This is a genomic window from Comamonadaceae bacterium OTU4NAUVB1, assembly GCA_024372625.1.
Classification (GTDB): domain Bacteria; phylum Pseudomonadota; class Gammaproteobacteria; order Burkholderiales; family Burkholderiaceae_C; genus Variovorax.
This window is the reverse complement of sequence record CP099605.1, coordinates 1,043,658-1,066,941: the sequence shown is the minus strand read 5'-3', so window position 1 is coordinate 1,066,941 and position 23,284 is coordinate 1,043,658. Positions and strand designations below refer to the sequence as shown.

Annotated in this window: 22 protein-coding genes and 2 tRNA genes; 5 read left to right on the top strand and 19 right to left on the bottom strand. The window is 69.2% G+C overall.

Translation table 11 applies throughout. The features are described from left to right. Positions 1-15: 15 nt before the first annotated feature. From NF681_08375 to NF681_08365, 3 genes are all read right to left on the bottom strand, one after another. Positions 16-684 (bottom strand): DUF1345 domain-containing protein, encoded by a 669-nt coding sequence (locus tag NF681_08375; protein UST55175.1) that lies wholly within the window; start codon positions 682-684, stop codon positions 16-18. A 77-nt stretch (positions 685-761) separates the two neighbouring features. Beyond that, on the bottom strand, positions 762-1,541 hold the full coding sequence (locus NF681_08370) for a fumarylacetoacetate hydrolase family protein (GenBank protein UST55174.1): 780 nt from the start codon (positions 1,539-1,541) through the stop codon (positions 762-764). A gap of 112 nt (positions 1,542-1,653) precedes the next feature. Continuing rightward, a tRNA-Gly gene (locus NF681_08365) sits at positions 1,654-1,729 on the bottom strand. Positions 1,730-1,972: 243 nt separating this feature from the next. Here NF681_08365 and NF681_08360 point away from each other — a divergent pair. Together NF681_08360 and NF681_08355 are read left to right on the top strand one after the other, a co-directional pair. Beyond that, the gene (locus tag NF681_08360) at positions 1,973-2,773 is read left to right on the top strand and encodes a c-type cytochrome (protein ID UST55173.1); all 801 of its coding nucleotides are present in this window, start codon (positions 1,973-1,975) and stop codon (positions 2,771-2,773) included. Next, positions 2,770-4,089, top strand: a complete 1,320-nt coding sequence (locus NF681_08355; GenBank protein ID UST55172.1) for a cytochrome c — start codon at positions 2,770-2,772, stop codon at positions 4,087-4,089. Before NF681_08360 ends, NF681_08355 begins: the two co-directional genes overlap by 4 nt. A 10-nt stretch (positions 4,090-4,099) precedes the next feature. Here NF681_08355 and NF681_08350 read toward each other — a convergent pair whose 3' ends face one another. The 13 genes from NF681_08350 to uvrB form a co-directional block, all read right to left on the bottom strand. Next, a complete protein-coding gene (locus tag NF681_08350) occupies positions 4,100-4,435 on the bottom strand; it encodes a YnfA family protein (GenBank protein ID UST55171.1) in 336 nt (111 codons plus the stop codon). Positions 4,436-4,582: 147 nt separating this feature from the next. Then, positions 4,583-5,569 carry a tripartite tricarboxylate transporter substrate-binding protein gene (locus NF681_08345; GenBank protein ID UST55170.1) on the bottom strand — a complete coding sequence of 329 codons (987 nt, stop codon included), beginning with the start codon at positions 5,567-5,569 and terminating at the stop codon, positions 4,583-4,585. 115 nt (positions 5,570-5,684) lie between these two features. After that, the gene (locus tag NF681_08340) at positions 5,685-6,884 is read right to left on the bottom strand and encodes a M20 family metallopeptidase (protein UST55169.1); all 1,200 of its coding nucleotides are present in this window, start codon (positions 6,882-6,884) and stop codon (positions 5,685-5,687) included. Between the two features lie 134 nt (positions 6,885-7,018). Beyond that, a tRNA-Val gene (locus NF681_08335) sits at positions 7,019-7,093 on the bottom strand. A gap of 82 nt (positions 7,094-7,175) precedes the next feature. Then, positions 7,176-7,889, bottom strand: coding sequence for a DNA polymerase III subunit epsilon (gene dnaQ, locus NF681_08330; protein ID UST55168.1), 714 nt, complete (start codon positions 7,887-7,889; stop codon positions 7,176-7,178). After that, a complete protein-coding gene (fdx, locus tag NF681_08325) occupies positions 7,889-8,227 on the bottom strand; it encodes an ISC system 2Fe-2S type ferredoxin (protein UST55167.1) in 339 nt (112 codons plus the stop codon). Before fdx ends, dnaQ begins: the two co-directional genes overlap by 1 nt. Before the next feature lie 15 nt (positions 8,228-8,242). Continuing rightward, complete coding sequence (gene hscA / locus NF681_08320; protein ID UST55166.1) at positions 8,243-10,105, bottom strand: Fe-S protein assembly chaperone HscA; 1,863 nt, start codon at positions 10,103-10,105, stop codon at positions 8,243-8,245. Between the two features lie 4 nt (positions 10,106-10,109). Then, positions 10,110-10,628, bottom strand: coding sequence for a Fe-S protein assembly co-chaperone HscB (hscB, locus tag NF681_08315; GenBank protein UST55165.1), 519 nt, complete (start codon positions 10,626-10,628; stop codon positions 10,110-10,112). Between the two features lie 72 nt (positions 10,629-10,700). Continuing rightward, the gene (iscA, locus tag NF681_08310) at positions 10,701-11,024 is read right to left on the bottom strand and encodes an iron-sulfur cluster assembly protein IscA (GenBank protein UST55164.1); all 324 of its coding nucleotides are present in this window, start codon (positions 11,022-11,024) and stop codon (positions 10,701-10,703) included. A gap of 1 nt (position 11,025) precedes the next feature. Beyond that, positions 11,026-11,457: a Fe-S cluster assembly scaffold IscU gene (gene iscU / locus NF681_08305; GenBank protein UST55163.1), complete on the bottom strand. Its 432-nt coding sequence runs from the start codon at positions 11,455-11,457 to the stop codon at positions 11,026-11,028. Positions 11,458-11,500: 43 nt separating this feature from the next. Then, the gene (locus NF681_08300) at positions 11,501-12,721 is read right to left on the bottom strand and encodes an IscS subfamily cysteine desulfurase (GenBank protein UST55162.1); all 1,221 of its coding nucleotides are present in this window, start codon (positions 12,719-12,721) and stop codon (positions 11,501-11,503) included. Positions 12,722-12,791: 70 nt separating this feature from the next. Continuing rightward, positions 12,792-13,328, bottom strand: coding sequence for a Fe-S cluster assembly transcriptional regulator IscR (gene iscR / locus NF681_08295; GenBank protein ID UST55161.1), 537 nt, complete (start codon positions 13,326-13,328; stop codon positions 12,792-12,794). 227 nt (positions 13,329-13,555) lie between these two features. Next, on the bottom strand, positions 13,556-15,667 hold the full coding sequence (gene uvrB / locus NF681_08290) for an excinuclease ABC subunit UvrB (GenBank protein ID UST55160.1): 2,112 nt from the start codon (positions 15,665-15,667) through the stop codon (positions 13,556-13,558). Between the two features lie 132 nt (positions 15,668-15,799). Here uvrB and NF681_08285 point away from each other — a divergent pair, with 132 nt between their 5' ends. The 3 genes from NF681_08285 to NF681_08275 all read left to right on the top strand — a co-directional run bounded on the left by NF681_08285 (position 15,800) and on the right by NF681_08275 (position 19,635). Next, a complete protein-coding gene (locus NF681_08285) occupies positions 15,800-16,996 on the top strand; it encodes an aspartate/tyrosine/aromatic aminotransferase (GenBank protein UST55159.1) in 1,197 nt (398 codons plus the stop codon). 123 nt (positions 16,997-17,119) lie between these two features. Next, a complete protein-coding gene (gene phaZ, locus NF681_08280; GenBank protein UST55158.1) occupies positions 17,120-18,973 on the top strand; it encodes a polyhydroxyalkanoate depolymerase in 1,854 nt (617 codons plus the stop codon). A 32-nt stretch (positions 18,974-19,005) separates the two neighbouring features. After that, a complete protein-coding gene (locus NF681_08275; protein ID UST55715.1) occupies positions 19,006-19,635 on the top strand; it encodes an RnfABCDGE type electron transport complex subunit B in 630 nt (209 codons plus the stop codon). A 10-nt stretch (positions 19,636-19,645) separates the two neighbouring features. Here NF681_08275 and NF681_08270 read toward each other — a convergent pair whose 3' ends face one another. From NF681_08270 to NF681_08260, 3 genes are read right to left on the bottom strand one after another with little or no spacing between them, the layout of a single operon-like run. Then, positions 19,646-20,146, bottom strand: a complete 501-nt coding sequence (locus NF681_08270) for a VOC family protein (protein UST55157.1) — start codon at positions 20,144-20,146, stop codon at positions 19,646-19,648. Continuing rightward, positions 20,143-21,180, bottom strand: a complete 1,038-nt coding sequence (gene bioB, locus NF681_08265; protein ID UST55156.1) for a biotin synthase BioB — start codon at positions 21,178-21,180, stop codon at positions 20,143-20,145. The genes NF681_08270 and bioB overlap by 4 nt, the downstream gene beginning before the upstream one ends. Beyond that, the gene (locus NF681_08260; GenBank protein ID UST55155.1) at positions 21,177-23,225 is read right to left on the bottom strand and encodes an acetyl/propionyl/methylcrotonyl-CoA carboxylase subunit alpha; all 2,049 of its coding nucleotides are present in this window, start codon (positions 23,223-23,225) and stop codon (positions 21,177-21,179) included. Before NF681_08260 ends, bioB begins: the two co-directional genes overlap by 4 nt. Between the last annotated feature and the right edge of the window lie 59 nt (positions 23,226-23,284).

Here is a 23,284-nt window from a genome sequence, read left to right as displayed (position 1 = left end):
GCCACGGCCCTGTCATCAGATCGCGCTGGCCACCACGTTGACCGACAGCGCCAGGACCAGCATGTTGAAGGCGAACGCCAGCACGCTGTGAACCAGCGCGACGCGGCGCAGCCGCGAAGTGGTCACCTGCACATCGGAGACCTGCGAGGTCATGCCGATGACGAAGGAAAAATAGACGAAATCGAAATAATCGGGGTCGGGCCTGCCAGGGAAGTCGAGGCTCGGTGCGTTGCCGGTCTTGCCGCGCCGGTCCTGGAGTTCCTGCTGGTAGTAGCGGTGCGCATAGTGGAAGGCATAGACGGTGTGGATCAGGAGCCACGAGGTCGCCAGGGCGACGAGCGCCAGCACGATGTGGCCGGCGCGCTCCCAGCCGGCCATGTCCTTGACCTGCTGAAGCAGCATCGCGATGGCCGCCACGCAGGCGCCGACGGCCGTCACCATGACCGCGAGGATCATCGCGTTGGGCGGATCGAGCGACTGCGAGCGTGCCCGCGTGCGCTCGGCATCGAAGGTGCTGCACAACCACCACGCCAGCGCCAGGTACACGCCGGCACCCGCGTTCCACCCGAGCAGGCATCGCGCGATGCCTCCCAGCGGCAGGGGAACGACGCCGACGGCGAGCCCGGCGAGGGCACCGCAGGCGAGCCGACGCAAGCCGGCGGCCTGGATGTAGGGCAGTTGCATGCGCGGACTCTAGCCCGGCTGCCTGACCGGAAGCGGACCGGGAGCGAACCGGACACGCCGGTCGCCACCGACCGCCGTCAGCCGCCCGCGAGCCGCACGTCGAGCGTGCCGATGCCTTCGAATTCCACCGTGGCCACGGCGTCCGGGCGCAGCGGGATCAGGCCGCACCACGTCCCGGTGGTGACGACCGTGCCGGCCGAGACGGTCTTGCCGCCACGTGTGACGTGACGCAGCCAGTGCGGCAGCAGCCACTGGGGCTCGCCCAGCGAGTGCGTGCCGGTGAACACCCGGGGCTCGCTGCCCTCGATGTGCACGCGGCAGGTCTGGCGCGACCAGTCGCGGGGCGTGTAGGGCACCCATCCGCCCAGTGCCAGCGCGCCGTGCGACTGGAAGTCGGCCAGTTTCAGGAGCGGGAAGGTGCGCCCGATGTCGTCCCAGCGCGAATCGACGATCTCCACCGAGACGGCCATCGCGTCGATCAATGCATCGACGTCCTCGGCGGCGAGCCCGGCCGCCATGTCGGGCGTGACATCGCGGCCGAGCCGCAAGGCGATCTCGGCCTCGAAGCCGGGAATGCGAAAGCGCATGTCGGCGAAACGCGCCGGACCGCCGCGCACGCCCGCCGGAGGCAGGGGTGCATGGGTGAGCGCGGCGCCACGCGAGGGGCCGCCGGACTTCCAGTGCCGGGGCACCTCGGAGCCGAAGACGCCGAGCGCGCGGCCGACGCCGTCCTGCACCCAGTAGGCCTGCTCGACGTCGGAGAGGGCATCGCCCCAGGCCGCGCCTTCGACGACGGTCCCGGCGCCGTGGGCCGACGCCAGGGTCTCGATCAGGCCGTCCAGTGTGTTCATCTTCATGGAAGTCACGCTTTCCCGAAAAAGGGACCGTCATCGTGGCACTCCGGCACCGCGATGGGGCAGAAACGAAAAAAGGGCCCCGTGGGCCCTCTTGGATGACGCTGCTGAAATGTGGAGCGGGATAAGAGACTCGAACTCTCGACCTCAACCTTGGCAAGGTTGCGCTCTACCAACTGAGCTAATCCCGCATTTCAAAGCGATTTCGATTATAGGGGGCAAAAAGTGATTTCCTCGCCGACGGCGATCGAATTTTTGTCGTCGCGACATGGTGGCGCGGCCGGACCGCCGCTCGCGAAGTCGTGGCACCGGGACAAAAAGTCCACCGCGCCATTGGCGCTCGCGCGGGAGAATGGCAGGAACCACCGGGCCGGCGCTGCACCCACGATGCACGCGCGAGGCTCCGGCAGACCTCCATCCACGACGCGAACCGCATGCCTTCGTCCGCCCGCAACGCACACGTCCCACGGTGGCGCACCGTCGCCGCGAGGCTTTCCCGCACCCTGGCGGGCGCGGCCCTGTTCGCGACGGCGCTGGCGGGCCGGACCGAGGCCGTCGCCCAGGGCCTGCCTTCCGCACCCGCCGTGCCCGACACCATCGCCCAGCGCGTGGCCGCCTGCATCGCCTGCCACGGTCGCGAGGGCGCCATCGGCAATGCCGCCTACTATCCGCGTCTGGCCGGCAAGCCCGCGGGCTACCTGTTCAACCAGCTCGCGAGCTTTCGCGACGGGCGACGCTTCAACTCGGACATGACGCACCTAGTGCGCCACCTCGGCGACGACTACCTGCGCGAGATGGCCGCGTACTTCGCCGGCCTCGACCTGCCCTACCCGAGCGTGCCGGCCACGAGCGATGCCGCCGTCGCGACGCTGGCGCGCGGCCGCGCGCTCGCGCTCGAAGGCGACGCCGCGCGCGGCATTCCGGCCTGCGTGCAATGCCACGGCGCGGCGCTCACCGGCGTGCAGCCCGGCATTCCGGCCCTGGTCGGCCTGCCGCGCCTCTACGTGGCCTCGCAACTGGGCGCCTGGCTCACCGACAGCCGCCACGCCCTGCCGAACGACTGCATGCGCGAGGTCGGCCGCCGGCTGACCACGGACGACGTCAACGCGGTGGCGAGCTGGCTGGCGATCCAGCCGGTGCCCGCCGAGGCCAGGGCGGTCGCCGCCCTGCCGCGCCCGCTGCCGCTGCCGTGCGGCTCGATGCCCGACGCCACCGTCGCGCGGAGGACGCCATGACGGCCGTGCGCGCAACCCCCGCTCCGGCGCGTCGACTCGCCGTCGCCGCGCTCGCATTCGTCGTGCTGGCCGCCGGCCTCGGTCTGGCCACGCTGGCGTGGCTGAACCTGCGCGACGAAGCGCCCGTCGGCGGGCCGGCCGCCGCCTTCGAGGCCACGCCGGCCCAGGTCGAGCGCGGTCGCTACCTCGCGTTCGCGGGCCACTGCGCCGGCTGCCACACCCAGCGCGGCGGTGCGGCCTACGCGGGCGGCCCGGGCATCGAGACGCCCTTCGGCACCGTCCACGCCAGCAACCTGACGCCCGACCCGACGCACGGCATCGGGGACTGGAGCGCCGCGCATTTCTGGCGCGCGATGCACCACGGCCGTTCGAAGGACGGCCGCCTGCTTTATCCGGCCTTCCCCTATCCGAGCTTCACGCGCGTGACGCGCGAGGACTCCGACGCCCTCTACGCCTACCTGCGCAGCGTGCCCGCCGCCGCCGTGCCCAACGCGCCGCACCGGCTGCGCTTTCCCTACGACACGCAGTTCGCGCTGGCGGTGTGGCGGGCGCTGTACTTCCAGCCCGCCGCCTTCGTGCCCGACCCGGCGCGCTCGGCCGAGTGGAACCGCGGCGCCTACCTGGTCGACGGACTGGGCCATTGCATCGCCTGCCACGGCGCGCGCAACGCGCTGGGCGCGACCGACCCGGCGCGCGGGCTCTCCGGCGGATCGATCCCGATCGAGAACTGGTATGCGCCGTCGCTGGTGTCACCGCGCGAGGCCGGCGTGGCCGATTGGGACCCCCGCAACATCGTGCGGCTGCTGCGCACCGGCACCTCGCCGCGCGGCTCGGTCATGGGGCCGATGGCCGACGTCGTGCATGGCAGCACCCAGCACCTGAGCGACGCCGACCTCGGCGCCATGGCGACCTACCTGCGACAACTGCCCGCCGACGGCGCCGTGGCCGCGCAGGCCCCCGTCCCGCCCCGCCCCGCCACGGAACGCGGCGACGCCGGCACGGTGGCGCGCGGGTCGCGCATCTACGACCAGCGCTGCGCCTACTGCCACGGCGACGCCGGCCAGGGCGCGTCCGGCGCCTACCCGCCGCTGGCGGGCAACCGTGCCGTCCTCATGGCGAACCCCGCCAACCTGGTCCAGATCGTGCGCCGGGGCGGTTTCCTGCCGGCCACCGCCGGCAACCCGCGCCCCTACGGCATGCCGCCCTTCGGACAGGTGCTCGACGACGGCGACATCGCGGCGGTGCTGACCTACGTGCGGGGCGCGTGGGGCAACGACGCGCCGCCGGTGTCGCTGCAGACGACCATGCGGCGGTGACGGTCCGCCCTCAGGCGGCCGGTCGCGGACCGAACAGGATGATCGCCATGCCGCACAGTCCGACCGCCGCACCGACCCAGTCGGTCGCGGTCGGCCGGACGCCGTCCACCACCCAGAGCCAGACGATCGCCACGCCGATGTAGACCCCGCCGTAGGCCGCGTAGACGCGTCCGGCGGCGGCCGGATGCAGCGTCAGCAGCCAGGCGAACGCCGCCAGCGCGATCGCCCCGGGCAGCAGCAGCCACGCCGTGCGGTCCTGTCGCAGCCAGAGGTAGGGCAGGTAACAGCCGACGATCTCCGCCAACGCGGTGGCGACGAAGAGGCCGAGGGTCTTGAGGACTTCCATCCGGCGATTGTCCGACGGTGCGGGCGTCCGGCCGGCCGGTCAGGCGACCTCGCGCGGCCACGCGGCCGTCGCGCCCGATGCGGATCGGACCGTCGTCCGGCACGTGCTCGGCGACGAACCGGGCCAGCGGCGCGGGTCGGCCCGCGATCAGTCGACGCGCGCCCCGGACGCCTTCACCACCGCTCCCATGGTGTCGTAGTCCGCGCGCAGCAGCTTCTGGAATTCCTCGGCGCTGCCGCTGCGCGGCTCCACGCCCAGGCGGGCGAAGCGTTCCTTCATCGCCGGCTCGCCCATGACCTGGGTCACCGCGGCGTTGAGCCGGTCGATCTCGGCCTTGGGCGTGCCCGCCGGCGCCAGCAGGCCGATCCACGAATCGAAGTCGTAGCCGGGCAGGCCGCTCTCCTCGACCGTGGGCAGGTTAGGCAAGAACGGGCTGCGGCGCTTGCCGGTGGAGGCCAGCGACTTCACGCGCGCGTCGTTCTGCAGGCCGATGACGCCGATGCTGGAGGAGATCACGGCCTGCACGCGGCCGGCGAGCACCTCGTTGACCGCCTCGCCGGTCGACTTCATCGGGATGTGCGTCATCTGCAGCCCGGCCTTGGCCAGGAAGGCGGCCATCGCCAGGTGCGTGGCGCTGCCGTTGCCGGCCGAGGCGTAGTTGTACTGGCCCGGATGCGCCTTGACCTCGCGGATGAAGTCGGCCGTGGTGGCGACGTTCAGCCCGCTCGACACCATCAGCACGTAGCCCGCGTTGCCCACGGTGGCGACGCCGACGAAATCCTTCAGCGTGTCGTAGGGCAGCTTGCTGTAGAGGTGGGCGGCGATGTTGTGGCTGGCCGCGGCCAGCACCAGCGTGTTGCCGTCGGGCGGCGCCTTGGCCACCAGCGCCGCCCCCACCGTGCCGCCCGCACCCGCGCGGTTCTCGACGATGACGCTCGCATTGAGCACGGCGCCCAGTTCGTTGTTGAACGAGCGTGCGACGGTGTCCTGCACCGCGCCGGTGCCGAAGGGCACCACGATGCGGATCACGCGCTGCGCGTGCGCGGGCAGCGCGGCGCCGGTCAGCGCCAGGGCGAACAGGCCGGTCGAGACGGCGGTGATGAAGGAACGGCGCGGGCGCGTCGGGATGGACATGGTGCGGGGTCTTTCTGAGGCGGTAAGGAAGAAGCGTGCGGCGCGAGGACGGCCTGCCGGCTCGGAGGGACGCGCGGGCGGCTCGCCGACGGGACGTGCGGCGCCGCGTCGTCGCTCAGCCGGCGACCGGCATCCAGCGTTCGACCAGCTTCACGAAATAGCTGGCGCCGATGGGAATGATCTCGTCGTTGAAGTCGAACGAGGTGTTATGGATGATGCAGGGCCCCGGCCCGTGACCGCCCAGGCGGTGCTCGCCGTCGCCGTTGCCCAGGAAGGCGTAGCAGCCCGGTCGAGCCTGCAGCATGTGGGCGAAGTCCTCGGCGCCCATCACGGCCGGGAAGTCCGTGGTGACCATGTCCGCGCCCACCACTTCGCGCATGACCTCGATGGCGAAGCCCGCCTCGGCCGCGTGGTTGACCACCGGCGGCGACGCGCGCACGAAGCTCACCTCGGCGCTGCATTCGTGCGCCTGGGCGATGCCCTGGGCCAGCGCGCGCACGCGCTCCTCGATGCGGTCGATGGCGCCGACGGAGAACGTGCGCACCGTGCCGCCGACCGTGGCGGTGTCGGGGATCACGTTGGGGGCGTCGGAGCCCTGGAGCTGCGTGACGGCCAGCAGCGCGCGCTCGGTGCTGGGGATGACGCTGGCCACCACGGTCTGCAGCGCCTGCGCGAGCGCGATCACCGCCTTCACGGGATCGATGCCGGTGTGGGGCAGCGACGCGTGCGTGCCGCGCCCGCGCACGGTGACCTTGTACGTGTTGCTCGAGGCCATCAGCGCGCCCTCGTTGAGCGCGAAGCGCCCGACCTCGCCGACGGGGAAGTTGTGCAGCGCGAACACCGCGTCGCACGGAAAGCGTTCGAACAGGCCGTCCTGGATCATCTTCTTCGCGCCCGCCTTCCCCATCTCCTCGGCCGGCTGGAAGATCAGGTGGACGGTGCCGTCGAACGGCGTGGCGTGGTGGGCCAGGTGCCAGGCCGCGGCCAGCAGCATCGTCGTGTGGCCGTCGTGCCCGCAGGCGTGCATGCGGCCGGCATGGACCGAGGCATGGGCGAACGCGTTGGCCTCGTGCATCGGCAGCGCGTCCATGTCGGCACGCAGGCCGATGGTGCGGCCCGACGTGCCGCGCCGCAGCACGCCGACCAGACCGGTGCCGGCGATGCCGCGATGCACCTCGATGCCCCATTCGGTCAACAGCCGCGCGACCAGATCGGACGTGCGGTGTTCCTCGAAACCGAGTTCGGGATGGGCGTGGATGTCGCGACGGATGTCGACGAAGCGGCTGATGTCCGCGAAGGAGTCGGCGATGTTCATGGGGTGCGATGGGTCATGCAATAAACAAGCCATCGATTCTGGCCGCTCGCCCGACACGCGTGCGCGCGGCCCCCCGGAACACCCAACGAAAAAAGGCCCGGCGATCAAGCCGGGCCTTCTGTCCTTCGATGTGTTGGTGGGCGGTCCAGGTTTCGAACCTGGGACCCCAGCAGTGTGAATGCTGTGCTCTACCCCTGAGCTAACCGCCCCTGCGAAACGCACCCGATGGGCCGCGCTTCGCTGGAAATCCGTTTCGCCATGCAGCGAAGCCCGCGATTATGCCACAGCCTTTCAGGCTTGCGCTTCCAGTCTGCGAAAAAGCGTCTTCCCCTTGCTCGACTTGTCGAGTTGCGCGAGCAGGTCCTCGTGCGCCGCCAGTTCGTCCTCGGCCGCGCGGATCACCGGCAGCTCGAACCGGCGCAGGTCGACCGCCACGACCACGCCGTGCGCGGGTTCGTCGGCGCCGGCGTCGATCAGCAGGGCGTCCTGGCCGCGCGTCAGGTTGATGTAGACATCGGCCAGCAGTTGCGCGTCGAGCTTGGCACCGTGGAAGGTGCGGTTGGAGCGGTCGACGCCGAAGCGGTCGCACAGCGCGTCGAGCGAGTTGCGCTTGCCCGGATACACCAGCTTGGCCATGGCGAGCGTGTCGGTCACTTCCGAGACGAAAGTGCGCAGCGGCGGCAGGCCGACGAGTTCGAGTTCCTTGTTCAGGAAGCCGACGTCGAAGGCGGCGTTGTGGATGATCAGTTCGGCCCCGCGCAGGTACTCGACCACGTCGTCGGCAAGCGTGGCGAACTTCGGCTTGTCGCGCAGGAAGTCCGTCGTCAGGCCGTGCACCTTGAGCGCCTCCTCGTGGCTCTCGCGCTCGGGGTTGAAATAGATGTGCAGGTCGTTGCCGGTCAGCTTGCGGTTGAGCAGCTCGACGCAGCCGAGTTCGATGACGCGATCACCACCCTCGGCGGACAGGCCGGTGGTCTCGGTGTCGAGCACGATCTGGCGCGACATCAGTGGTTTTCCTTGGCGTGGTTGATCGAGTACTTGGGGATCTCGATGGTCAGGTCCTGCTGCGCGAGGATGGCCTGGCAGCTCAGGCGCGACTGCGGCTCCAGCCCCCAGGCGCGGTCGAGCAGGTCGTCCTCGATCTCCTCGGACGGCGCGAGCGAGCCGAAGCCCTGGCGCACCACGACGTGACAGGTGGTGCACGCGGCGCTCATCTCGCAGGCGTGCTCGATGTCGATGTGGTGCTCGAGCAGGGCCTCGCAGATCGAGGTGCCCGCCGGCGCGGTGACCTCGGCGCCCTGCGGGCAGTACTCGGGATGGGGAAGGATCTTGATCGTGGGCATCGGGTCTTCGTCGTTCTACAGGGATTCGAGCTTGCGGCCAGCGAGTGCGCGCGCGATGCCGCGGTTCATGCGCTGCGCGGCGAAGGCCTCGGTGCCGTCGGCGAGCGCCTTGGTGGCGGCTTCGATGGCGGCGGCGTCGGTGCTGTCGGCACGGGCGACGTCGAGCGCCTCCAGCAGCCGCTCGACGGCCCCGCGCTCGCCGGCCTCGAGGAGGTCGCCGTCGGCGTCGAGCGCGCCGCGCGTGGCGATCAGCATGCGCTCGGCGTCGACGCGGGCCTCGACCAGGGCGCGCGATCGCATGTCCTGCTGCGCGGTGGCGAAGCTGTCCTGCAGCATGGTCGCGATCTGGTCGTCCGACAGGCCGTAGGACGGCTTGACGGCCACGCTGGCCTCCACGCCGCTGCCCTGCTCGCGCGCGGCGACCGAGAGCAGTCCGTCGGCGTCGACCGTGAAGGTGACGCGGATGCGCGCCGCGCCGGCGGCCATCGGCGGGATGCCGCGCAGGGTGAAGCGCGCGAGACTGCGGCAATCGGCCACGAGGTCGCGCTCGCCCTGCACCACGTGCAGCGCCAAGGCGGTCTGGCCGTCCTGGTAGGTCGTGAAGTCCTGCGCCATCGCCGTCGGGATGGTCTGATTGCGCGGCACGATGCGCTCGACCAGCCCGCCCATCGTCTCGATGCCCAGCGACAGCGGGATGACGTCGAGCAGCAGCAGGTCGTCGGCGCCGCCATTGCCGGCGAGCTGATCGGCCTGGATGGCGGCGCCCAGCGCGACCACCTCGTCGGGGTTCAGGTCGGTCAGGGGCGCGCGGCCGAAGAAGGCCGCCACGGCGGCCCTCACCTGCGGCATGCGCGTCGCGCCACCCACCAGCACGGTGCCCTGGAGGTCCTCGGTCGTCAGCCGCGCGTCGCGCAGCGCCTTGCGCACGGCGACGATGGTGCGTTCGGTCAGGGCCTTGGTGGCGGCCTCGAAGTCGTCGCGCGAGAGGTCGACGCGGACGTCCTCGTTCGCCAGCCGCGCCGCGAACGTCGCGGACGTCGCGTCGCTCAGGGCCTCCTTGGCGGCGCGCGCGGCCACCAGGAGCGCGGCGCGATCGTTGTCGGTGCGGGCCTGACGGCCCAGGCGCTCCAGCGCGAGACCGGCCAGCACGTGGTCGTAGTCGTCGCCGCCGAGCGCGGAGTCGCCGCCCGTCGCGATGACCTCGAAGACGCCCTGCGCGAGCCGCAGGATCGAGATGTCGAACGTGCCGCCACCCAGGTCGTAGACGGCATAGACGCCCTCGCTGGCGTTGTCCAGGCCGTAGGCGATGGCCGCGGCGGTGGGTTCGCTGATGAGGCGCAGGACGTTCAAGCCGGCGAGCTGCGCGGCGTCCTTGGTCGCCTGGCGCTGGCCCTCGTCGAAGTACGCCGGCACGGTGATGACGGCGCCGTGCAGCGCGTCGTCGTCGAAGGTGTCCTCGGCGCGGTAGCGCAGGGTCGCCAGGATCTCCGCGCTGACCTCGACCGGCGACTTCTCGCCGGCGACCGTCAGCACCTTGAGCATGCCGCCCGCGTCGGACAGGCGGTAGGGCATGGCCTCGCGGTGCGCGATGTCGGCGGCGCCACGCCCCATGAGGCGCTTGACGGAGGTGATGGTGTTGGTCGGGTCTTCGGCGCGCGCGGCCAGCGCGTCGTGGCCGATCTGGCGCCGGTCGCCGGCCAGGTAGCGCACGGCCGACGGCAGGATCACGCGGCCCTGCGCGTCGGGCAGGCATTCGGCCACGCCGTTGCGCACCGCCGCGACGAGCGAGTGCGTGGTGCCCAGGTCGATGCCGATCGCCACGCGCCGCTGATGCGGGTCGGGCGCCTGGCCCGGTTCTGAAATCTGAAGGAGTGCCATCGTTCTATTGTCCCAACCTGTCGGCGCGGTCCTCGACGTCCTGCGCAAAGCGCTCGATGAACATGAGGGCTCTCACCTGCTGCGCGGCCGCCGGATGATCACCCTGCCCGTCGATCAGCGCGCCGAGCGAGGACAGCGCGCTCGCACGGCCCGCGTCGACCTCCTCGCGCAGGCGCGCCACCGCCTCGGGCGACTCGGCCTCGTCGAGCGCCTCGCGCCATTCCATCTGCTGCATCAGGAACGCCGGCGGCATCGCCGTGTTGCGCTCCGCGTCCACCGGCGCGCCGTGGAGCTCGCACAGGTAGGCCGCCCGCCGCACCGGATCCTTCAGGCGCTGGTAGGCCTCGTTGATGCGCACCGACCATTGCATCGCCAGGCGCTGCGCCGCCGGCCCCTGGGCCGCGAAACGATCGGGATGCGCCTCGCGCTGCAGGTCCTTCCAGCGCGCGTCCAGCGTCGGGCGCTCCTGCGCGAAGGTGGCCGGCACGCCGAACAGTTCGAAGTCGGTGTCGTTCAGGTTCATGACAAACAAAAAAATGCCGCCGGCAGGACGCCGGCGGCTTTCATCCAGTTCAGGGCGTGGATCGGAACGGGCCTAGATCCGGAAGCTCTCGCCGCACCCGCAGCGATCACGCTCGTTCGGGTTGATGAACTTGAAGCCCTCGTTCAGGCCCTCGCGCACGAAGTCGAGCTGCGTGCCGTCGATGTAGGCGAGGCTCTTCGGATCGACCAGCACCTTGACGCCCTGGTCCTCGAACACGACGTCCTCGGGAGTGAACTCGTCCACGTATTCGAGCTTGTAGGCCAGGCCCGAGCAACCGGTCGTCTTGACGCCCAGACGCACGCCGACGCCCTTGCCCCGTTTGCCGAGGTATCGGTTGACATGGCGCGCGGCGGCGGGAGTGAGCGTCACGGCCATGTCAGTGGACCGCCGTCTCTTCGGCCGAAGCCACCGCGGGGGTGCCAGCGGCGACGTGCTTCTGCTTGTAATCGAGCACGGCCGCCTTGATGGCGTCCTCCGCCAGGATCGAGCAATGGATCTTCACAGGCGGCAGCGCCAGTTCCTCGGCGATCTGCGCGTTCTTGAGCGCGGCGGCCTCGTCGAGCGTCTTGCCCTTGACCCATTCCGTCACGAGCGAAGACGACGCGATGGCCGAGCCGCAGCCGTAGGTCTTGAAGCGCGCGTCCTCGATGACGCCGGTCTCGGGATTGACCTTGATCTGCAGCTTCATGACGTCACCGCAGGCCGGCGCGCCGACCATGCCGGTGCCGACGGAGTCGTCGCCCTTTTCGAAGGAGCCGACGTTGCGGGGGTTTTCGTAGTGGTCGATGACCTTGGGGGAGTAAGCCATGGTGGAATCCTTCTTGGTTTCGTCGTGGGTCGTGCGCGATCGTTCAGTGGGCGGACCACTGGATCGTGCTGATGTCGATGCCGTCCTTGAACATCTCCCACAGCGGGCTCAGCTCGCGGAGCTTGGCGACGTTGTGGCGGATGGTGGAGATCGCATAGTCGATCTCTTCCTCGGTCGTGAAGCGGCCGATGGTCATGCGAAGGCTGCTGTGGGCGAGTTCGTCGCTGCGGCCCAGGGCGCGCAGCACATAGCTCGGCTCCAGGCTCGCCGACGTGCAGGCCGACCCGCTGGACACGGCCAGCCCTTTGATGCCCATGATCAGCGACTCGCCCTCGACGTAGTTGAAGCTGATGTTCAGGTTGTGCGGCACGCGATGGGCCATGTCGCCGTTGATGAAGACCTGCTCGACATCGCTCAGGCCGTCGATCAGGCGCTTCTGCAGGGCCGTGGCCTTGGCGAGGTCGTCCTTCATCTCGACGCGGGCGATGCGGAACGCCTCGCCCATGCCCACGATCTGGTGCGTGGGCAGCGTGCCCGAACGCATGCCGCGCTCGTGGCCGCCACCGTGCATCTGGGCTTCCAGCCGCACGCGCGGCTTGCGACGCACGTACAGCGCGCCGATGCCCTTGGGACCGTAGGTCTTGTGCGAGGCCAAACTCATCAGGTCGATCGGCAGCTTCGTCATGTCGATCTCGACCTTGCCGGTGGCCTGCGCCGCGTCGACGTGGAAGATCACACCCTTCTCGCGACACAGGTTGCCCAGGGCGACCACGTCCTGGACGACGCCGATCTCGTTGTTGACGAACATCACGCTCGCCAGGATGGTGTCGGGACGGATCGCGGCCTTGAAGACCTCGAAATCGAGCAGGCCGTTCTCCTGGACGTCGAGGTAGGTCACCTCGAAGCCCTGACGCTCCAGCTCGCGCATGGTGTCGAGGACGGCCTTGTGCTCGGTCTTGACCGTGATCAGGTGCTTGCCCTTGCCCTTGTAGAACTGCGCCGCGCCCTTGATGGCGAGGTTGTTCGATTCGGTGGCACCCGAGGTCCAGACGATCTCGCGCGGGTCGGCGCCGATGAGCTGGGCGACTTCGCCACGCGCCTTCTCGACGGCTTCCTCGGCTTCCCAGCCCCATGCATGGCTGCGCGATGCGGGGTTGCCGAAGTGCTCGCGCAGCCACGGGATCATGGCGTCGACGACACGCGGATCGACGGGCGTGGTCGCACCGTAGTCGAGGTAGATGGGGAAATGAGGCGTGACGTCCATGGCTGGCTCTGGCTGGCGTAGGTGGCTGTGGAAATGAAGAGGTCGATGCCGCGGATGAGGCGGCAGGCGATCAGGACTTGGCGAAGGCGTTGCCCAGGGCGAAGACCGAGTTCGGCGCGTTCACGCGGATCGGCTTGACCACCGGCTGCGCCGAGATGGCGCGCTTGACGGCGGGCTTGTTCTCGATCTGCACGCCCTTGGCGATCTGGTCGTCCACGAGCTTCTGCAGCGTGACCGAATCCAGGAACTCGACCATGCGCTGGTTGAGCGACGCCCAGAGTTCGTGCGTCATGCAGCGGCCCGCCTCGCCCAGGCAGTTCTCCTTGCCGGCGCAATGCGTGGCGTCGATCGGCTCGTCGACCGACACGATGATGTCGGCCACCGTGATCTCCGACGCCTTGCGCCCGAGGCTGTAGCCGCCGCCGGGACCGCGGGTGGACTCCACCAGTTCATGGCGGCGCAGCTTGCCGAACAGCTGTTCCAGGTAGGACAGCGAGATCTGCTGGCGCTGGCTGATGGCCGCCAGCGTCACCGGGCCGGTGTTCTGGCGCAGTGCCAGATCGATCATCGCGGTGACTGCGAAACGACCTTTGGTTGTGAGACGCATCGAAAGCTCCTTGTGTGCTTCGTAACATGGACATCCAGCCCGCAAGGGCCCGGATGGCGCGGTCTCCGCCTCTACCGATCGCCTCGCCTCGGGGGCGGGAACCGGCTCTTCATCGCGAAGTTATTGTTGTTGACTAATTCGCTCAAGTATACCAGAAGGCCCTCGGTCCTGCTCGGGTTAACCCACCTCCCGGCCCGTGTCGGCGTAGGCGAGAAGCGCGACCGTTTTCAGAGGACGGCGATGTTGTCGCCGCCGCCCGCACCGAAGGCCTGCTCGCGCAGGATCGAGAGCTGGTCGCGCACCCGGGCGGCCTTCTCGAACTCGAGGTTGCGCGCGTGTTCGAGCATCAGCTTCTCCAGCCGCTTGATCTCGCGCGAGATGTCCTTCTCGCTCATGTCCTCGACCTTGGCGCGCTCGAGTTCCAGCTTTTCCGACTCGCGCCCGCTCTGCTCGCTGTAGACGCCGTCGATGAGGTCGCGCACCTTCTTCACGATGCTGCGCGGCGTGATGCCGTGGGCCTCGTTGTGGGCGATCTGCTTGATGCGCCGGCGTTCGGTCTCGTCGATGGCCTTCCTCATCGAATCGGTCATGCGGTCGGCGTAGAGGATGGCGCGGCCGTTGAGGTTGCGCGCCGCGCGGCCGATGGTCTGGATCAGGCTGCGCTCGGCGCGCAGGAAGCCTTCCTTGTCGGCGTCCAGGATCGCCACCAGCGACACCTCCGGGATGTCCAGGCCCTCGCGCAGCAGGTTGATGCCCACCAGCACGTCGAAGGCGCCCAGGCGCAGGTCGCGCAGGATCTCCACCCGCTCGACCGTGTCGACGTCGCTGTGCATGTAGCGCACCTTCACGCCGTTGTCGCCCAGGTAGTCGGTGAGCTGCTCGGCCATGCGCTTGGTCAGCGTGGTGATGAGCACGCGCTCGCTCTTCTCGACCCGCAATCGGATCTCGCCGAGCACGTCGTCGACCTGGTGCGTGGCCGGACGCACCTCGACGATCGGATCGACCAGGCCGGTCGGGCGCACCAGCTGCTCGACGACGTTGCCGGAATGGTCCTTCTCGTACTGCGCCGGCGTCGCCGAGACGAAGATGCACTGGCGCATGCGGGCCTCGAACTCCTCGAAGCGCAGGGGCCGGTTGTCCATCGCCGAGGGCAGCCGGAAACCGTACTCGACCAGCGTCGTCTTGCGCGCGCGGTCGCCGTTGTACATGCCGCCGAGCTGGCCGATCATCTGATGGCTCTCGTCCAGGAACATCAGCGCGTCCTTGGGCATGTAGTCCGTCAGCGTGGCCGGCGGCTGGCCGGGCGCGGCACCCGAGAGGTGGCGCGAGTAGTTCTCGATGCCCTTGCAGTGGCCGATCTCGGCGAGCATCTCCAGGTCGAAGCGCGTGCGCTGCTCGATGCGCTGGGCCTCCACCAGCTTGCCCTGCGCGACGAACTCCTTCAGGCGCGCGTCGAGCTCCAGCTTGATCGCCTCGACCGCCGTGAGCACCTTGTCGCGCGGCGTCACGTAGTGGCTCGACGGATAGATCGTGAAGCGCGGGATCTTCTGGCGGATGCGGCCGGTCAGGGGGTCGAACAGCTGGAGCGACTCGATCTCGTCGTCGAACAGCTCGATGCGGATGGCGAGCTCGCTGTGCTCGGCCGGAAAGACGTCGATGGTGTCGCCGCGCACGCGGAAGGTGCCGCGCGAGAAGTCCTGCTCGTTGCGCGTGTACTGCATGCGGATGAGCCGGCCGATGACGTCGCGCTGCCCGATCTCGTCGCCCACGCGCATGATGAAACGCATCTGGGTGTAGTCCTCGGGCGTGCCGATGCCGTAGATCGCGCTCACCGTCGCCACGATGATGGTGTCGCGCCGCTCCAGGACGCTCTTGGTGGCCGACAGGCGCATCTGCTCGATGTGCTCGTTGATCGAACTGTCCTTTTCGATGAACAGATCGCGCTGCGGCACGTAGGCCTCGGGCTGGTAGTAGTCGTAGTAGCTGACGAAGTACTCGACCGCGTTCTTCGGGAAGAACTCGCGGAATTCGCTGTAGAGCTGCGCGGCCAGCGTCTTGTTGGGCGCGAAGACGATCGCCGGTCGGCCCATGCGCGCGATCACGTTGGCCATCGTGAAGGTCTTGCCCGAGCCGGTGACGCCCAGCAGGGTCTGGAAGACCTCGCCGTTCTCCAGACCCTCCACCAGACCCTCGATGGCGGTGGGCTGGTCGCCGGCCGGCGGATAGGGCTGGAACAGCTCGAAAGGCGACCCGGGAAAAGTCAGGAAGGTCCCTTCCTTGAAGGGACCGGTCGGATCGGCGGCTGGGGACGGGGAGATGACTTCGGTGATGGGAGGCATGGCGTGTCCGTGTCAGTTGGCGAGCGGTCGGTAAAATTCAAGGCAACCTGAAAGCCTAATCCAGCTTCGGGGCCAGAGCCAGAGGCCGACCGGCCTCGTTGGCGATCCGAACCCTCCTGAGGACCTTTTCCCATGTCTATGTTCACCGCCGTCGAGATGGCGCCGCGCGACCCCATCCTGGGTCTCAACGAGCAATACGCCGCCGACGGCAATCCCAAGAAGGTCAACCTCGGCGTCGGCGTCTACTACGACGACGACGGCAAGCTGCCGCTGCTCGCCTGCGTGCGCGCGGTCGAGGAAGACATGTCGAAGGCGCCCAGCGCGCGCGGCTACCTCCCCATCGACGGCATCGCCGCCTACGACGCGGCCGTCAAGGGCCTGGTCTTCGGCGCCGACAGCGAACCCGTGAAATCCGGCCGCGTGGCCACGGTCCAGGCCATCGGCGGCACCGGCGGCCTGAAGGTCGGCGCCGACTTCCTCAAGCGCCTGCGTCCCGAGGCCAAGGTGCTGATCAGCGATCCGAGCTGGGAGAACCACCGCGCGCTGTTCACCAACGCCGGCTTCACCGTCGAGAGCTATCCCTACTACGACGCGGCACGGCGCGGCGTCGACTTCGACGCCATGCTCGGCGCGCTGGAAGCGGCCCCGGCCGGCACCGTCGTGGTGCTGCACGCCTGCTGCCACAACCCCACCGGCTACGACATCACGCCCGGGCAGTGGGACCGTGTGGTCGAGGCCGTCAAGGCGAAGGACCTGGTCGCGTTCCTCGACATGGCCTATCAGGGCTTCGGCAACGGCATCCAGGAGGACGGCGCGGTCATCGGCAAGTTCGTCGACGCCGACCTGACGTTCTTCGTCTCGACCTCGTTCTCCAAGAGCTTCAGCCTCTACGGCGAGCGCGTCGGCGCGCTGTCGGTGCTGTGCGCCGACAAGGACGAAGCCGCGCGCGTGCTCTCGCAGCTCAAGATCGTGATCCGCACCAACTACAGCAACCCCCCCATCCACGGCGGCGCCGTGGTGGCGGCCGTGCTGAACGACCCGGCGCGCCGGGCGGTCTGGGAGGGCGAGCTCGCCGAGATGCGCATCCGCATCAAGGCCATGCGCCAGAAGCTCGTGGACGGCCTGAAGGCCGCCGGCGTGACCCAGGACATGAGCTTCATCACGACGCAGATCGGCATGTTCAGTTATTCGGGTCTCACCAAGGACCAGATGGTGCGCCTGCGCAGCGAGTTCGGCGTCTACGGCACCGACACGGGCCGCATGTGCGTGGCCGCCCTCAACAGCAAGAACATCGACTACGTCTGCGAGAGCATCGCCAAGGTCGTCTGACCCGGGCGCGGGCCGGAACCTGTCCCCTGGCTAGGGGCAGCCCCCTACCATGTGGCTCGGTTATGTTGATATATTGCACTGCAACAATTTCAACCAGATTCCATTCCTACAGGTTCCAGCCCCATGCTCTATCAACTCTATGAAGCCCAGCGGTCCCTGATGGAGCCGCTCACCGACTTCGCCCAGGCCGCCTCGAAGCTCTACAGCAACGACAAGTCGCCGTTGTCGCACCTGCCGATGGCCCAGCGCATGGCCGCCGGTTACGACCTGCTGTTCCGGCTCGGCAAGGACTACGTGAAGCCGGAATTCGGCATCAAGAGCGTGAAGGTCGATGGCAGCGACGTCGTCATCCAGGAAGCCATCGCGCTGGACAAGCCTTTCTGCGAACTGCGCCGATTCAAGCGCTTCACGGACGAGCCCAGGACGCTGGGCAAGCTCAAGAAGCAGCCCGTGGTGCTGATCGTGGCACCGCTGTCGGGGCACTACGCCACGCTGCTGCGCGACACCGTGCGCACCATGCTGCAGGACCACAAGGTCTACATCACCGACTGGAAGAACGCCCGCACGGTGCCGCTGTCGGAAGGTGAATTCCACCTCGACGACTACATCGCCTACGTGCAGGAATTCATCCGCCACCTGCAGACCGAATACGGCAACTGCCATGTCGTGAGCGTGTGCCAGCCGACCGTGCCCGTGCTGGCCGCCGTGTCCCTCATGGCCAGCCGTGACGAGCAGATCCCGCTGTCGATGACGATGATGGGAGGCCCCATCGATGCCCGCAAGTCGCCGACCTCGGTCAACAACCTGGCGATGAACAAGAGTTTCGAGTGGTTCGAGAACAACGTCATCTACCGCGTGCCGCAAGGCTTCCCGGGCACCGGCCGTCGCGTGTATCCCGGTTTCCTGCAGCACACCGGCTTCGTGGCGATGAACCCGGACCGCCATGCCACCAGCCACTACGACTACTTCAAGGACCTGATCAAGGGCGACGACGCCAGCGTCGAGGCCCATCGCAAGTTCTACGACGAGTACAACGCCGTGCTCGACATGGATGCCGACTACTACCTGGAAACCATCCGCACGGTGTTCCAGGACTTCTCGCTCGTCAAGGGCGAATGGGACGTGACGGCGCCCGACGGGCGCATCGAGCGCGTGAAGCCCGCCGACATCACCAAGGCCGCGCTGCTCACCGTCGAGGGTGAACTCGACGACATCTCGGGTTCGGGTCAGACCCGCGCGGCGCACGACCTGTGCACCGGCATCACCAAGAACCAGCGTCGCCACCTCGAAGTTCCGGGCGCGGGCCACTACGGCATCTTCAGCGGTCGGCGCTGGCGCGAGATCGTCTATCCGGCCGTCACCTCGTTCATCCTGGCCCACGACCAGTCGCAAAAGCGCGCCGTCGCCCTGGAGGCGGCCGATGTCACGGCCGAGGACAAGGTCAAGATCGACCCGCCCAAGGCGAAGGCGGGCGCGCGCGTGAGCCGCAAGGCGCCGGCGGCGAAGAAGGCCGAGACCGCGGTCGCGCCGGCCAGGGCCCGGGCCGAGCCGGCGAAGGCCGTCACGGCATCGCGTCCGAAGGCCACCGTCCGGGTCGCCGCCGCGAAGCGCCAGCGCGCCGTGGCCACCGCGCCGGCGGCATCCGCCATCACGCCCGGCGCGCAGGCCGCGCTGCCCCAGCCGTCGGACGAGGCCACGGTGTCCACCGGGACCACCGAACTCATCCAGGCCATGGCCGACGACATCGCCAAGGGCGCCGAAGCGCTCACGTCGGCGACCGGGACGGCCGTGCGCGCGGCGACCGGCACCGAGGTCACCGCCGACGACCGCACGCCCGCGACGAAGCGGGCCGTCAGCGCGGCGGCGACGAAGACATCGGGTGTCCGTGCGATCGCCAAGGCGACGGCGACCCCCAAGGCCCGGCGTGCCGCGGCCTCGACCGCCGTCGCCACCCGGCGTGGCGGCGACGGATCCTGACCAGGACCGTCGCCATGTCGCCGGCCTCGTCGATGCGACCGCTCGCGGACCGCATCGACGACGTCCTGCCGCAGACGCAGTGCACGCGTTGCGGCTATCCCGACTGCCGTGCCTACGCGGAAGCCATCGCGCGGGACAATGCGCCCATCGACCGCTGTCCACCGGGCGGCGACGAGGGCATCGCACGCCTCGCGGCCGTGACGGGCCGGCGGCCTTCGCCGCTCGACCCCGCCTGCGGCGAGGAAGGGCCCCGGAGCCTGGCGGTCATCGACGAAGCGTGGTGCATCGGCTGCACGCTCTGCCTGGACGCATGCCCGACCGATGCCATCCTCGGCATCAACAAGCACATGCACACGGTGCTGGAGGCGCACTGCACCGGCTGCGAACTCTGCATCCCGGTCTGTCCGGTCGACTGCATCTCCCTGGAGGTGGCGACGCCCGGCCGAAGCGGCTGGCGAGCCTGGTCGGCGACGCAGGCCGAAGCGGCACGCCGGCGGTACGGCGTGCATCGGATGCGTCGGGCCCGGGTGACCGCCGAGAATGCCGTGCCGCCGGTGGCCGATGCCGACGCGGCGGCGTCCCGCAAGCGCGCCATCATCGAAGCCGCGCTGGCACGCGCGGCGGCGGCGCGACCGGCCCCGCACGACACCGGCGAGGCCTGAAGCGCGCGGCTCAGGGGGCGCTGGAGCCGCCCGCCGCCAGCGCCGCGAAGGCCCCGACCACCTCGGGCGGCGCCTGGACCATCTCCACCAGCACGCCCTCCCCGGCGATCGGGAACGCGTCGTTCGCCTTCGGATGCAGGAAGCAGATGTCGAAGCCGGCCGCGCCCTTGCGGATGCCGCCCGGCGCGAAGCGCACCCCCTGCGCCGCGAGCCACTCGACCGCCGCCGGCAGGTCGTCGATCCACAGGCCGACGTGATTGAGCGGCGTCGTGTGCACCGCCGGCTTGCCGTCGGGGTCGAGCGGCTGCATGAGGTCGACCTCGACCCGGAACGGGCCCTCGCCGATGGCGCAGATGTCCTCGTCGACGTTCTCGCGCTCGCTCCTGAACGTGCCGGTCACCTCGAGCCCGAGCATGTCCACCCACAGCCGGCGAAGGCGCAGCTTGTCGACCCCGCCGATGGCGATCTGCTGGATGCCCAGCACCTTGAAGGGACGCGATGCGGCATTCATGAAGCGACCTCGGGGGATGTCGACATGCGATGGCCTTTCAGGCCCAGCAGGGTGAGCAACTCGACATCGGCTCGCACGTCGGGGTTGCCCGTCACCAGCAGCTTGTCTCCGTAGAAGATGGAATTGGCCCCGGCCATGAAGCACAGCGCCTGCACCGCGTCGCCGAGCTGCTGGCGGCCGGCCGACAGTCGCACGCGGGCCCGGGGCATGGTGATGCGCGCGACCGCGATCACGCGCACGAAGTCCAGCGGATCGATCGGCTCGCTGTCGGCCAGTGGCGTGCCGGGCACTCGCACCAGACTGTTGATCGGCACCGATTCAGGGTATGGCGTCAGATTGGCCAGCTGGGCGAGCAGACCGGCGCGATGCACGGGCGCCTCGCCCATGCCGACGATGCCGCCGCAGCACACGCTGATGCCGGCGTCGCGCACGTGGCGCAGGGTGTCGAGCCGGTCCTGGTAGGCCCGGGTGCTGACGACGTCGGTGTAGTACTCGGGGGCGGTGTCGAGGTTGTGGTTGTAGTAGTCGAGGCCGGCATCGCGTAGCGCGCCGGCCTGGTGGGCCTCCAGCATGCCCAGCGTGGCGCAGGTCTGAAGACCCAGGTCCTTCACGGCGACGATCAGTTCGGCGATCTTCTCGATGTCGCGGTCCTTGGGCGCGCGCCAGGCTGCGCCCATGCAGAAGCGCGTCGCGCCCGCGTCCTTGGCGGCCTGCGCGGCACGGCGCACTTCGTCGACCGCCATGAGCTTCTCCGCCTTGACGCCGGTGTCGAACTCGGCCGATTGCGGGCAATAGCCGCAGTTCTCCGGGCAGCCGCCGGTCTTGACCGACAGCAGCGTGGCCAACTCAATGGTGCCCTCCGGCCAGTGCGCGCGGTGAACGGTCTGCGCCTGGAACAGCAGGTCCATGAAGGACTTGTCTAGCAACGCCTGGATTGCCTCGACCGTCCAGCGCATCGGCGTCGCGACCGCCGCAGTTGTCGTCGCGGGCGATCGGTGCAGCGTCACCGTCCGGGTGTCGTCGGCGCCCGTCATGCAAACTCCAGGATGATCTGGTCGACCGACAGCGAATCGCCCTTGGCCGCCGAGATGGTGCCGACGACGCCGTCGCGCGCGGCGAACAGCACGTTCTCCATCTTCATGGCCTCGATGACCGCCAGCTTCTCGCCGGCCTGCACCTGCTGGCCCGGCGCCACCGCCACCTCCACCAGCAAGCCGGGCATCGGCGACATCAGGAACTTGCTCAGGTCCGGTGGCGCCTTGTAGGGCATGAGCGCGTGCAGCCGCGCCCCCAGCGGCGACAGCACCACGGCGTCGATGCGCGTGCCGTGGTGCGCCACGCGCAGCGCGAGCGGGTTGCGCCCCGCGCCGCGCTCGACCTGGGCGAAGAACGGCCGGTCGTTGACGACGCCCTCCACGCGCGGGTCGCCCAGCAGGGCCGCGCTGTCGATCTGGTAGGTCCTGTCGCCCACCTGCACCGCGCTGGAGCCGGTCTTGCCCTTGAAGTCGGTGACCGAGACCGGCGTGTGGACGTTCTCGCCGCCGGTGCCCAGGGTGACGACGACGAAACGCTCGCCGACCTTCACGCCGTGGCCCTCGAGCTGGCCGCTGATGCCCGAGGCGCGCGCCCGGTAGCGCCGGTGCATGAAGGCCGCGAGCGCGACGAGGAAGTCGGGGTCCTCGTGCACCACGTCCTCGGCGCGGAAGCCCTGGCCGTAGTGCTCGGCGATGAAGCCGGTGTTGAAGTCGCCGGCGACGAACTTCGGGTGCGCGAGCAGCGCGGCCTGGAACGGGATGTTGCTGCCGACGCCCCGGATGACGAAGGCGTCGAGCGCCTCGCGCATCCGCGCGATCGCGTGCGCGCGGTCGCGCCCGTGCACGATCAGCTTGGCGATCATCGAGTCGTAGAACATCGGGATCTCGCCGCCGTCGTAGACCCCGGTGTCCACGCGCACGCCGTGCAGGTGCGCCGTGTCGGCGGCGAACATCGTCTCCCGGGGCGGCTGGAACTTCACCAGCCGGCCGGTGGACGGCAGGAAGTTGCGAAACGGGTCCTCCGCGTTGATGCGGCACTCGATGGCCCAGCCGTCGCGCTTCACCTCGGCCTGCGTCAGCGGCAGCGGCTCGCCGGCGGCCACGCGGATCATCAGCTCGACCAGGTCGAGTCCGGTGATGCACTCGGTCACCGGATGCTCCACCTGCAGCCGGGTGTTCATCTCCAGGAAGTAGAAGCCCTGGTCCTTGCCGACCACGAACTCCACCGTGCCCGCGCTCTGGTAGTTCACGGCCCTGGCCAGCGCGACGGCCTGCTCGCCCATCGCGCGCCGGGTCGCATCGCTGATGAAGGGCGACGGCGCCTCCTCGATCACCTTCTGGTGGCGCCGCTGGATCGAACACTCGCGCTCGTTCAAGTAGATGACCTGGCCCTGCGAGTCGCCCAGCACCTGGATCTCGATGTGGCGCGGCTCCTCGACGAACTTCTCGATGAAGACGCGGTCGTCGCCGAAGGAGTTGCGCGCCTCGTTGCGGCACGCCGTGAAGCCCTCGAAGGCCTCCTTGTCGTCGAAGGCCACGCGCAGGCCCTTGCCGCCGCCGCCCGCCGACGCCTTGATCATCACCGGGTAGCCGACGTCCCGAGCGATCTCGACGGCGCGCTCGGCCGTCTCGATGGCGTCGTTCCAGCCGGGGATGGTGTTGACGTTCGCCGCCTTGGCCAGCTTCTTCGAGGCGATCTTGTCGCCCATGGCCGCGATCGAATGGTGCTTCGGCCCGATGAAGACGATGCCGGCTTCCTCGACCTCGCGCGCGAAGGCCTCGTTCTCCGACAGGAAGCCGTAGCCCGGATGCACCGCCTCGGCGCCGGTCCGGCGACACGCCTCGATGATGCGGTCGGCCCGCAGGTAGCTCTCGCGGCTGGGCGACGCGCCGATGTGCACGGCCTCGTCGGCCAGCTCCACGTGGCGCGCGTCGCGGTCGGCGTCCGAATACACCGCCACCGTCGCGATGCCCATCTTCCGGGCGGTCTTGATGACGCGGCAGGCGATCTCGCCACGGTTGGCGATCAGGATTTTTTTAAACATGGTTCCGTCCGTCAGAGAGTCTGTTCGGGAAACAGCGCAGAACCGGCTTTGCCGGGCTG

Excerpts from the sequence above, each read along its gene's own strand:
- NF681_08350 (UST55171.1), bottom strand. The coding sequence starts at position 4,435 with ATGGAAGTCCTCAAGACCCTCGGCCTCTTCGTCGCCACCGCGTTGGCG.
- NF681_08270 (UST55157.1), bottom strand. The coding sequence starts at position 20,146 with ATGAATGCCGCATCGCGTCCCTTCAAGGTGCTGGGCATCCAGCAGATC.
- bioB (UST55156.1), bottom strand. The coding sequence starts at position 21,180 with ATGACGGGCGCCGACGACACCCGGACGGTGACGCTGCACCGATCGCCC.
- NF681_08355 (UST55172.1), top strand. The coding sequence starts at position 2,770 with ATGACGGCCGTGCGCGCAACCCCCGCTCCGGCGCGTCGACTCGCCGTC.
- iscA (UST55164.1), bottom strand. The coding sequence starts at position 11,024 with ATGGCCGTGACGCTCACTCCCGCCGCCGCGCGCCATGTCAACCGATAC.
- NF681_08370 (UST55174.1), bottom strand. The coding sequence starts at position 1,541 with ATGAAGATGAACACACTGGACGGCCTGATCGAGACCCTGGCGTCGGCC.
- NF681_08260 (UST55155.1), bottom strand. The coding sequence starts at position 23,225 with ATGTTTAAAAAAATCCTGATCGCCAACCGTGGCGAGATCGCCTGCCGC.
- NF681_08340 (UST55169.1), bottom strand. The coding sequence starts at position 6,884 with ATGAACATCGCCGACTCCTTCGCGGACATCAGCCGCTTCGTCGACATC.
- hscA (UST55166.1), bottom strand. The coding sequence starts at position 10,105 with ATGGCACTCCTTCAGATTTCAGAACCGGGCCAGGCGCCCGACCCGCAT.
- iscR (UST55161.1), bottom strand. The coding sequence starts at position 13,328 with ATGCGTCTCACAACCAAAGGTCGTTTCGCAGTCACCGCGATGATCGAT.
- NF681_08300 (UST55162.1), bottom strand. The coding sequence starts at position 12,721 with ATGGACGTCACGCCTCATTTCCCCATCTACCTCGACTACGGTGCGACC.
- NF681_08275 (UST55715.1), top strand. The coding sequence starts at position 19,006 with ATGCGACCGCTCGCGGACCGCATCGACGACGTCCTGCCGCAGACGCAG.
- NF681_08345 (UST55170.1), bottom strand. The coding sequence starts at position 5,569 with ATGTCCATCCCGACGCGCCCGCGCCGTTCCTTCATCACCGCCGTCTCG.
- NF681_08375 (UST55175.1), bottom strand. The coding sequence starts at position 684 with ATGCAACTGCCCTACATCCAGGCCGCCGGCTTGCGTCGGCTCGCCTGC.
- NF681_08285 (UST55159.1), top strand. The coding sequence starts at position 15,800 with ATGTCTATGTTCACCGCCGTCGAGATGGCGCCGCGCGACCCCATCCTG.
- uvrB (UST55160.1), bottom strand. The coding sequence starts at position 15,667 with ATGCCTCCCATCACCGAAGTCATCTCCCCGTCCCCAGCCGCCGATCCG.
- dnaQ (UST55168.1), bottom strand. The coding sequence starts at position 7,889 with ATGTCGCGCCAGATCGTGCTCGACACCGAGACCACCGGCCTGTCCGCC.
- fdx (UST55167.1), bottom strand. The coding sequence starts at position 8,227 with ATGCCCACGATCAAGATCCTTCCCCATCCCGAGTACTGCCCGCAGGGC.
- iscU (UST55163.1), bottom strand. The coding sequence starts at position 11,457 with ATGGCTTACTCCCCCAAGGTCATCGACCACTACGAAAACCCCCGCAAC.
- phaZ (UST55158.1), top strand. The coding sequence starts at position 17,120 with ATGCTCTATCAACTCTATGAAGCCCAGCGGTCCCTGATGGAGCCGCTC.
- NF681_08360 (UST55173.1), top strand. The coding sequence starts at position 1,973 with ATGCCTTCGTCCGCCCGCAACGCACACGTCCCACGGTGGCGCACCGTC.
- hscB (UST55165.1), bottom strand. The coding sequence starts at position 10,628 with ATGAACCTGAACGACACCGACTTCGAACTGTTCGGCGTGCCGGCCACC.